Genomic DNA, 9,815 nt, shown 5'->3' with positions numbered 1-9,815 from the left:
GTGTGGTCCGGTTTGAACTTACCACCCCGGGCGCCGCGCCCCCTCACCCCCCCCCCCCCCCCCCCCCCGGCGGCCCCGGGGGGGGGGGGGCGCCCCCGGCCCCCCCCCCCCCCCCCCCACCACGGACTCACACCAGCGCGTACTGCCCCTGCTCCAGAAGGCGCGCCAGGACCGTCTGGGCCCGCAGCCCGTCCGCGAAGTCCGCCAGTCTGGTACGCGGATGGCGACCCTGCACCACATCCGACCACTCCCGCAACTGGTGGTGGAAGGTGCTCCCCCAACCCGTCACCTCGCCCGCCGGGTCGGCCAGCGGCCGACGCTGCCGTAGCAACCGGCGTTCCCACCGCACGGCGGACCGGAGATGGTAGGCCTCCCCGTCCCGGGAGTGGTAGGAGAACTCACTGCCCTCCCCAACGATCCGTAGGGACAGCCCCACGTCCTCGGGAAGAGCGGACTTCGAGGCCACCATGGTGAAGTAGACACCGTTCGCCAGGTGCCCCCCGACAAAGGCGTAGTCGTCGACCCGCACCGGGCGACCCTCACGCTCCGGCACGTTGGTGCGCAGCTTGGTACGACAGTTGCGGGCCTCCACCGCGCTGCCGAACATGAACGGGAGCAGGTCCAGCAGGTGCACGCCCAGGTCGCCCAACGCACCGCTGGTGGACAGGCCAAGCTCGCTGTCGCGCCAGGTGAAGTGGCGCCGGGTCAGCGCGCTGCACCGTTGGAACGACACCTCGACGAACAGCGGCCGTCCGAGCACCCCGTCGTCGACGATCCTTCGGACCTCGTGCACCACGTCGAGGTACCGGTAGTTGAAACCGATGCCGCAGCTCAGTCCACTCGCCTCCGCCATGTCGGTCAGCTCCCGCGCCTGACCGACGGTGACCGTCATGGGTTTCTCACAGAGCACGTGCTTCCCGCGCGCGATCGCCTCGGTGGCCAGTTCGGCGTGGGTGTGGTTGGGCGAGGCGATGATCACCCCGTCGATCTGGTCGTACAGCGAATCCAAGCGGTCGAAGGCCGAGCAGCCGAAGCGTGCGGCGGCTGCGGTCGCGCGGTCCGGCGCGATGTCGTGCACGCCGACCAGTTCGGCGTGCGGAAGCAGGTGGAGCGCGTTCACATGGGCTTGGGCGATGTTGCCGGCCCCGACTATGCCGATTCTCACGGGTTTCCTTCCCGGTAGTTCTCAGACGAGTCGTCGGTGTGCGAGGTCTTCGGGGGCGTCCGCCGTCCGGCGTTCGGTCACCCCTCGTCGGTGCCGTGCCGCAGCGCGTGCAGCACCGCCTCCGCGTACGGGTGGGGGGACACCCGCTCGTGGCCCGACCGTGCCTCCGCCGTGGCGTTGGCCACCAGCAGCCCATGGCCGACCGAGGCGAGCATCTCCAGGTCGTTGCCGCTGTCGCCGAAGGCGTACGCCGCCGCGGGCGCCACCTTGAACCGCTGGCAGACGTGGCGCACCACGTTGCGCTTGCCGCAGCAGTCCGGCAGCAGGTCCACGTCGTAGGCGTCCGCCGGGTCGCCCGCGAGGGGGTTGCACCGGCTGATGTTGACGCCGAACCCATGCCGCCGGGCCTCGCTCCGGATGCCGACCAGCGCTGCCCGGTCGGCTTCCGGTCCGCCTGTCGCGTAGTAGTAGTAGCTGGCCACGTACTCCTTCTCGACGCTGGCCGGTTGGGGGGTGAGGCGGATTCCCCGCGCCGCCAACGCCTTCACCGCACGGTCCGCCTGGTCGGCGGAGAAACCGCTGGCATCGATCCGCCGCTGCCATATCGGATCGGGCACCGGCACGCCGTCGGTGAAGAACATCAGCTCGGTACCGAGTGCGGCGGCCACGAAGTGCGGCATGACGGCCAGTTCGTGGCGACGGGCCTTGGCCATCACCGAGGTCAGGGAACTGCCCGTCACCCACCCGAAGAGCAGCCCCTGCTCCGCGGCGTGGACCAGGTATGCCTCCAGCTCGCGCAGGGACCGGCGCTGCGCCCCGGTGGGCTGGTGGGCGAGGTAGGTCTCGTCGAAGTCGCAGAACGCCACCCGGCGTACCGTGTCCGGTCGGACCAGGTGACGCAGGAGCTCACCGGTGGGGGCGGAAGGCGGCATGGAGCCCCTCCACGGTGCGGTCCTGCTCGGCGATCGTCAGATGCTGGTGCAACGGCAGGTGCAGCACCCGCTCGTGGAGTCGCTCGGTCACCGGCAGGCGTACGTCGGTGAAGGCGGCGTCGCGCAGCGGTGTGTGCTGCCGGTGGGTGAGCATTGGGTAGTAGACGTCCGTCTCGACCCCCGCGTGCTCGGCCAACCAGTCGCGGAGCCCGTCGCGGCTCGCCCCGTCGAGGACCTGGATCGGGAACAGGTGCCAGCCGTGGTCGCCGGCGAACTCCGGCAGACCGAGCATGCCCTGCTCGGCCAGCGGCGCCAGCGCCTCGCAGTACCGCTGCGCCAGCCAGGTCCGCCGCAGCCCGTTGACGGCTGCCAACGGCAGCAGGTCGAGCCCGATGGCGGCGAGGGTGTTGTCGATCCGAGCGTTGAACCCGAAGTCGGCCGTCTTGACGTTCTTCCGCCCGACCGCGAAGCCGTGGTAGGCGAAGACCCGGCACCGGGCGGCGACCTCCGCGCCGCGGGTGACGACGGCTCCCGCCTTGCCGCAGAGTCCGACGTTCTTGAACGGGTTGAAACTCAGCGCGGCAGCATCGGAGTGTGCGGCCACACCGGTCACGCCGATGGCCTGGCAGGCGTCCTCGACCAGGGCGAGTCCGTGGCTGCGGGCCAGGTCGGCCAGAGCGGGCATGTCGGCCAGCTTGCCGTAGAGGTGGACCGGCAGGATCGCCACGGTACGGCCGGTGATTCGGGTCGCCACGTCGGCCGGGTCGAGGGTGAAGTCGGTCCGGACGTCGGCGAGGACCGGAACGGCATTGATCGCGAGGACCGCGTTCTCCGTGGCCGCGAAGCTGTTCGCCGGGATGATCACCTCATCGCCGGCGCCGACACCGACCGCCAGGAGCGCGATGACCAGGGCGTTGGTGCCGCTGCTGGTGGCGATCACCTCAGGCAGCCCCAGTTGGCCGGCGAGCGCGGCTTCGAACTGCTCGATCTGGGGGCCACTGGTCATGTCGCCGGCACGGACGGCACGTTCGAAGGCGGCCACGGCGAGCGCCTTCTCGTCGTCGGAGAACAGTCTCTCCTTGGGCAGGAATCGGGTGCGCCCGTCGTCGGGGCGAACGGTGAAGAGGTCCGTCAGCAGGTCGGCCGCGGGCCGCAGCCGGCTCTCGCGGAGCACGGTGGCGGCGAGGCGATCGTTCGCCGGCCCGGGACGGAACCGGTACCGCGGTCGCGCGGCCCTGGTCAGATCCGTCACGATGTGGTGCAGCCCCGAGCTGTCGCCGTCGAGTTCGGTCACGCCCGACATTGACGACGCCGGTTCAGCGACAGGTGAGTAGAGCAAGGTGTTTCCCCCGTTTTGAGAAGGTGCGGCAGCCCGGCGACGCGCCGGGGCCCTGGTCAGGCTGTGTACTGGTCGATTAGCGCGGCTGCGGCGATCGGGTCGGCCTCCTTGAAGTAGAAGAGCTCGTGGGGCGACGGCACCGCCTGGACGAGCAGCGGCAGGTCCCGGTCGTCGGTACGGTCGACCACGAGCAGGTGGCCCTCCTGCGCTCGCTCGGTGATGGCGCGCAGCGCCCCGCGCGGATCGTCGGTGACCTGGAGGACCTGGACGGGGCCGGTCATCGGCAGGCGGCCCTGCAGGGCTCGCACCGCGTACTCGAGGCGCAGGTAGAGCTCCGTCCAGGTCAGCTCGTTGTCCTCCGGGTTGAAGAAACGGTCCAGAATCCACTGGCAGGCCACTTCGGGCTGCCGGTGCTTGGCGGTGAAGTGCGCGAAGTTCTCCCGCCAGTCCGCGTGCTGCCGGACCGCCGAGTGGCCGTGGTGCTGGTGGTAGAGGATCGCGTAGGGGTGGTGCACGAAGACCAGCCCGCGCAGGTGCAGCCGGTAGCCCAACTCCACGTCCTCGAAACTCCACCGCTTGAACGCCTCGTCGAAGCCGCCGACGGCGAGCAGGTGCTCACGGCGTACCGACACGTTGCAGCCGTAGAGGAAGTGCCACCGCGTGGCCAGGTTGTGGAGGTTGTGGGAGAACTTCTCCAGAATCGTCTCCCGCTCGTCCCGGTCGGCCACCGGCGGCACCGCATCGAGTGAGAATCCCCGGCGCAGGGCGTCCAGGTCCACCACACCGGGCTCCAGGTAGACGCGGTCACCGATCACGACGAGATCCGTGCGGTCCCGGTGGGCCCGCAGGTGCTCGGCCACGAAGTCCGGCGCGAGCACCTGGTCGCCGTCGACCATCACCACCACTTCGCCCTCGGCCTTGCCGATGCCGAGGTTGCGGGTGGCGCTGCGGCACGACTCCGGCGTACGCGGCTTGAACAGGTACCGCAGGTCGTAGTCGATCTCCAGCTTCTGCACCATCTCGCCGGTGCCGTCGGTGGAGCCGTCGTCGACCAGCAGCACCTCGAACGAGTCCCCTGCGGCGATGCTCTGATGGTTGAGAGAGATCAGACAGGCCTCCAGCAGGTGACGGGAGTTGTAGGTGGGGATGACCAGGCTTGCCTTCATTGCGAGGCGACCTCCGATTGAACGGTGGGTGGACGGGTGGACGGGTGGACGAGGGCTCGGTCGAGCAGCGCCGTGCCGCCCGGTGAGGAGGCCAGTCGGCACCAACGGAACACGAGTAGGACCGCCCGCAGGTTCTCGTCCACTCCCATGGCGATCATGACCCCGAGGACTCCGAGCCCGAGGGGAAGCGAGAGGGTGTAGGCCAGCGGGAGGAAGACCGCCCAGAGCACGAGGATGCCGACCAGCGCGGGGTAGCGAACCTGACCGACGCCGCGCAGCGCTCCGGCCGTGTTCATGATCACTGCGGAGCCCGGCAGGTAGACCAGTCCCATCAGGAGCAGCAACTGGCCGACCCGGACCACCTCAAGGTCGTCGGTGAAGATCCGCATGATCGGACCGCTGAACAGTGCGGCCGCCGCCGCCAGCAGCACCGCCGCGCCGAGACCGATCCACACCACCGAGCGGTAGGTACGGCGGACCGCCGCGGCATCGCCCGCTCCGGTGAGGTGGCCGACGATGATCTGAAGGCCCTGTGACAGCGCCGAGCTGACCATGCCGATCAGGTTCGTGATGGTCAGCGTGTAGATCCGCGCCGCCAGCGCCACCGGGCCCAGCGCCGTGATGATCGCCGTCGTGACGATCTGCGCGGCCTGCCAGAGCATGGGCTCCAAGGTGGTGGGCACGGTGTACCGCAGTAGGACCCGGCCGTCCTGGACCAGGTCGCGAAGCGACAGGGCCACGGCGAAGCGGACGCGCAGCCGGAACGCCACCAGCCACACGTTGTACGCGAGCCCGACGAACGAGGCGGTGACGGTGGACCACGCGGCGCCGGCCACGCCCCACTGCGGACCGGACGGACTCAGCACCAGCACGTACAGCAGTCCGGTGTTGACCACGTTGGTCAGCACGGACACCGTCATCGTCTGCCTGGTGTGACCGTTGGCCGACATGATTCCCGCGAACATCGACACCACCGCGTAGAGCACGATGCCGCCGCCGACCACCCGCAGGTACGTGGCACCGTACTCGAGGTGCACCCCATCGAGACCGAGCAGGCGTGCGATGTCCGGCGCGAAGGCGAAGAGCAGGAGGCTCACGGTCACCCCGGCCGCCACGTGCAGCACGAGCGAGGCGCTGTAGTAGCGCCGCGCGTCGGCCCGCCGCCCGGCTCCCAGGCACTGGGCGTACACCAGACTGCCGCCCTGCCCCATGAACGAGAACATCATGATGACGAACGTCATGATCGTGTTGACCGCGCCGACGGCGGCCGACGCCTCGTCGGAGATGCGACTGAGGACGAAAATGTCGACCAGTCCGATGAGGTGCATGAGCAACATTTGCAGGAACAGCGGCCAGGTCAACGGGAACATCCGTGGGACCGAGCCCGTGGAGATATGACCGACTTTCACCGTACCGCTCCCCCGCGTTCACGAACCACCACATGGTCGGCAGGGGGTAGCGAGAGCACCACAATATTTCCGGCAGCTTGTCAAAAGCGCCGTCCATCCCCCGTCGATCGGTCCCATCAAAACATGCGTGTCAATAGCAGCCTGGGCCGGTCCGAGCACGCAGTGTATTGATCACCACCGCAGATGTCAGAGAGTATGGAAACCGATGCGGCGGGTAGTCGCCGCATCGGCTCGCGACAAGGCTCACGTGAGGTGAGCACGACATCCACCGCCCACGAGCGACATCACCAGCACTCTGAACAGGGATTACGGTCGATCACCACGGTGGAGTCCGCCGGCCCGCGCACCCGCGCGCACGAACTGTCGTCACTTCGGGTAGCCGGTGCATGCGCTTCCAGCACATCTTCACCCATGCGGCGAAAGAGATGTAGGCCACTTTGCGGCCGGGCGTCGTCCTCCCGACACCGCCCGTCCGCGCCGGGTTCAACGCCGTGTCCCAACCGCTCGGGAAATGGGAATCCGTTCCGCAGAACGTCTTCGGAAGCCGGAATCCGGACGGCGCGGACGTCCGTGTGGCGCTTGTTGCTCGTCGCATCGCGCAATGGAATGAGTAGCCACCGGGAAGCGTTTCGCCAGAGTCGGCGGGGCGCATTTCAGTCACGCATTCCGACATTCTCGGACGCACCTGGGTTGGCGGTGGCCGCACCGGCGGCCCCATTTCCCTCGCGGTGGCCACGCCGACATGTCGGACCGAATGGCCGGATGGCCGGATGGCCGGATGGCAGGGGGAGCGGCCGTCCGTCCGGTGCCCGCTGGTCGCGCACCCCGGACCTCACCCGCCGACGCCCTCAGTGGTATCCGGGAAGGGGGATCCCACGGTCAGACCGGCAACCGCCGCGCCTGCAGCACGACCCGCTCGGGCCGGTCCGGCCGGCGGGCGGCGGACGCGACATCCTCGAACTCCGGCGTCACCTGGAGCACGACACCGCCCGCGTGGCCGACCTTGACCGCCACCCGTCGCATCGCCGACGGCCACGTCGACGAAGTGCAGGTCCAGGGCGGTCCTCTCGGGCAACCGCCACGTCGACCCCGAGGCCGGTGGCGTCCAACATAGCCCGCCCCAGGTCACGGGACCGTCCGGTGCAGACGCCGGTGACGACCCCCGGCGTCACGGAGCCGACACAGGACGGTGTCCCGCCGTTCGACGGAGTGCCCGGTCGATCCGCCACGTCGTCACGTCCATCCCGTTCCGTACCGATCTGGTGATACCGGCCGCTCCCCCGGATCGGACCTGGCCGGGCGTTGACGATCCCGTGCGTCGGCCAGCGCGAATCGGGCGGAGGTGGTGGCGGCGTACAGGCAGGCCAGCGCCGTCTCCAGCGTCGTGGTCACCGCCCGTCGCTGGTGCTCAGCCTCGACCATCCGGGCATTCGCCTCCGCCAGCGCGGCCCGGGCCTCGCGTACCGCCGCCACCCAGTACGGGTGGTCCGGCACCGTCACCCGTCCGTCGATCCGTTCTGCCATGCCAACCCCCGTCGTCCGTCGGGCAGATTCCGCCGCCGCCACGCCGCCCGCCCTGCCGTCAGTTCGTCGCCCGCCCACGGAAGGTGGCGGACGTCGGCCGGCGAATCTCTCGGTCCGAACGGCGGCGAGGGCGCGAGTCGTGGCGCCCCGCCTGTGGTGTCGGCACGGACACTCGTTCGTCCCGCGACAACCATCTGATCGGCTGCACCGCACCGCGTCGGGCCGGCAGGGAGTCCGCACGCGTGAGGCAACGGGAACGGCGCGGACGGCCGCGCCCCGCCACGCGCATCGATCACGGCTCCCCCCGCATGACGATCGTCGACGCGTCAACCTTGCCGTCCGGATTCCTCTCGGTCAATGGCTCTCACGAAAGCCGCGGCCAGGCGCCGTCGGACCCCGCCGCCCGAGGCTGAAACCTGTACGGTGGTGGTGACGGTCAATGTCCGTTGCATGGCGACAGGTCGACGATCCGAAAGGCCACCGATGAACACGCCAAGCATCACGTTGGACGACGCCGAACGCGCACTGCCATTGCTGGAGGAGAACGGCTATCTCCTCGTCCGCGACGTTCTCCCCCCCGAGCAGGTGGAGCGGGCTCGGGCCCGGTGCGACAGTTATCTGCTCGCCGACGAGGACGCCGAGAACGAGATCGAGGCGAACGCGCTGTTGCGGATGCCCGAGATGAACTTCATCTTCGACGAGCGGGTGGTCCGGGCACTGCGCACCTGGATGGGCGGCAGCCTCGTCTACTATCCGAACTACATCGCCCGGCTGAACCGCCGTACCGGATGGCACGTCGACAACGGTTTCTCTCCCCTGTTCCTCCCCGACGCGAGCCACGTCTACGACCCGGGGTTCCGACACGTCCAGTGCGTCGTCTATCTGCAGGACAACCGGCCCGGGCCCGGAGGTGGCCTGGACGTGCGGCCCGGTTCCCACAGATGGGCGGCCACCGGTGACGTCCCGGAGGACGACCATCTGACGCGCACCTATCCCGACGTCGTGTCGCTCGATTCCCGGGCGGGTGACCTGATCGTCTTCGACGGCCGGCTCATGCATCGCGGCACGCCGCAGGACGGCTCGGCCACACACCGCAAGTACGGGGTCTTCTGGAGCGCCTCCCGTGAAGACCGCCGGCAACGCGACCGGTACATCGAATACTTCCAGGACCGGGTGGACTACCTGCGCACGCGGAATCTGCCGTCCGAGGAATTCCGCCGCGACGTCGAACGCCACCGGCTCATGGGCGAGGTCCGGTTCCCGGACAGCTACCTGCCCGAGGCGGTCGAGATCCTCCGCCGGCACTCCGTCACGCCCGCCGAGCTGCCACGTGCCGCCGTCCGGTGATCGCGGCCCCGCCCCCTTCCGCTTCGCCGTGGCCAGCGGCGGTGCCGCGACCGAGCGGGAGTGGCGGGAGCTGGCCCGCCGGGTCGAGGGCTCGGGCGTCGACCTGCTGACCATGACCGACCACATCCACCAGCCGATGGCCCCGTTCACGGCGCTGGCCACGGCCGCCGCGGTCACCACCACGCTGCGGCTCGGCACCTACGTCCTGTGCCAGGACCTCCGCAACCCGGTCATCCTGGCCAAGGAGTTCGCCACGCTGGACCTGCTCAGCGACGGGCGAGCCGAGATGGGGCTCGGCGCCGGCTGGCGGCGCAGCGACTACACCCGGACCGGGATCGGGTTCGGCAGCCGCCCCGAACGCTTCGACCGGTTCGTCGAGTACGTCGACATCGTCGGCGCGCTGCTCGCCGGCGGCCCGGTCACCTACCGGGGGCGTCACCTCTCGGTCGCCGACGCCAGTAACCTGCCGGTGCCGGCGAAGCCCGTCCCGCTGCTGATCGGCGGCTCCCGGCGGCGGCTGATCGAACTGGCGGCCCGCCGGGCCGACACGGTCAGCATCGCGCCGAGCCGGCACCCGGACGGCCGGCGGTCGACGTACTGGGACACCGAGATCGACGACCGGGTGCGCTGGGCGTACGTCGCCGCGGAGGCGGCGGGGCGGCCGGCGCGCCCCGAGATCGACCTCGCCATCCACGAGTGCCGGGTGGTCGCCGACCCCGCTCCCGTCCTGGCCGAGTTCAGCGCGACCTTCGGGGTGCCCGAGGACCGGGTCGGGGCGGTCCCGAGCCTGCTCGTCGGCACCCCCGAACAGGTCGTCGAGGCGCTGCTGGCGCGGCGGGAGCGGTGGGGCGCGTCCCGCGTGACGATCCCGGACACCGCGCTCGACGCGATGGCCCCGGTCGTCGCCCGGCTCGCCGGCACCTGACCCGCCCC

At 70.0% G+C, this 9,815-nt stretch carries 9 protein-coding genes; 2 read left to right on the top strand and 7 right to left on the bottom strand.

The annotated features are described in order from the left end of the window. Window positions 1-127 precede the first annotated feature (127 nt). From ACIQG9_RS28915 to ACIQG9_RS28885, 7 genes are all read right to left on the bottom strand, one after another. Entirely contained in the window at window positions 128-1,165 is a 1,038-nt protein-coding gene (locus ACIQG9_RS28915) for a Gfo/Idh/MocA family protein (protein WP_400408305.1), read from the bottom strand. A 77-nt stretch (window positions 1,166-1,242) separates the two neighbouring features. Next, the gene (locus ACIQG9_RS28910) at window positions 1,243-2,097 is read right to left on the bottom strand and encodes an HAD-IIB family hydrolase (RefSeq protein WP_400408303.1); all 855 of its coding nucleotides are present in this window, start codon (window positions 2,095-2,097) and stop codon (window positions 1,243-1,245) included. Next, window positions 2,072-3,391: a DegT/DnrJ/EryC1/StrS family aminotransferase gene (locus ACIQG9_RS28905; protein WP_400408301.1), complete on the bottom strand. Its 1,320-nt coding sequence runs from the start codon at window positions 3,389-3,391 to the stop codon at window positions 2,072-2,074. Before ACIQG9_RS28905 ends, ACIQG9_RS28910 begins: the two co-directional genes overlap by 26 nt. Before the next feature lie 101 nt (window positions 3,392-3,492). After that, on the bottom strand, window positions 3,493-4,602 hold the full coding sequence (locus ACIQG9_RS28900; protein WP_400408299.1) for a glycosyltransferase: 1,110 nt from the start codon (window positions 4,600-4,602) through the stop codon (window positions 3,493-3,495). Continuing rightward, window positions 4,599-5,963, bottom strand: coding sequence for an MATE family efflux transporter (locus tag ACIQG9_RS28895; RefSeq protein WP_400408297.1), 1,365 nt, complete (start codon window positions 5,961-5,963; stop codon window positions 4,599-4,601). Before ACIQG9_RS28895 ends, ACIQG9_RS28900 begins: the two co-directional genes overlap by 4 nt. Before the next feature lie 927 nt (window positions 5,964-6,890). Beyond that, window positions 6,891-7,025 (bottom strand): hypothetical protein, encoded by a 135-nt coding sequence (locus tag ACIQG9_RS28890; RefSeq protein WP_400408296.1) that lies wholly within the window; start codon window positions 7,023-7,025, stop codon window positions 6,891-6,893. A 219-nt stretch (window positions 7,026-7,244) separates the two neighbouring features. Next, window positions 7,245-7,535 (bottom strand): hypothetical protein, encoded by a 291-nt coding sequence (locus tag ACIQG9_RS28885; protein ID WP_400408294.1) that lies wholly within the window; start codon window positions 7,533-7,535, stop codon window positions 7,245-7,247. A gap of 429 nt (window positions 7,536-7,964) precedes the next feature. Between ACIQG9_RS28885 and ACIQG9_RS28880 the strand changes: the two genes are divergently transcribed. Further along, window positions 7,965-8,882, top strand: coding sequence for a phytanoyl-CoA dioxygenase family protein (locus ACIQG9_RS28880; RefSeq protein WP_400408292.1), 918 nt, complete (start codon window positions 7,965-7,967; stop codon window positions 8,880-8,882). Between the two features lie 28 nt (window positions 8,883-8,910). Then, window positions 8,911-9,807, top strand: a complete 897-nt coding sequence (locus tag ACIQG9_RS28875) for a TIGR03621 family F420-dependent LLM class oxidoreductase (RefSeq protein WP_400408291.1) — start codon at window positions 8,911-8,913, stop codon at window positions 9,805-9,807. Window positions 9,808-9,815 lie beyond the last annotated feature (8 nt).

Source organism: Micromonospora sp. NPDC092111 (genome assembly GCF_044755745.1).
In the GTDB taxonomy this organism is placed as follows: Bacteria; Actinomycetota; Actinomycetes; order Mycobacteriales; family Micromonosporaceae; genus Micromonospora.
The sequence above is the reverse complement of the archived record's forward strand: the minus strand, read 5'-3'. Positions and strand labels throughout refer to the sequence as shown.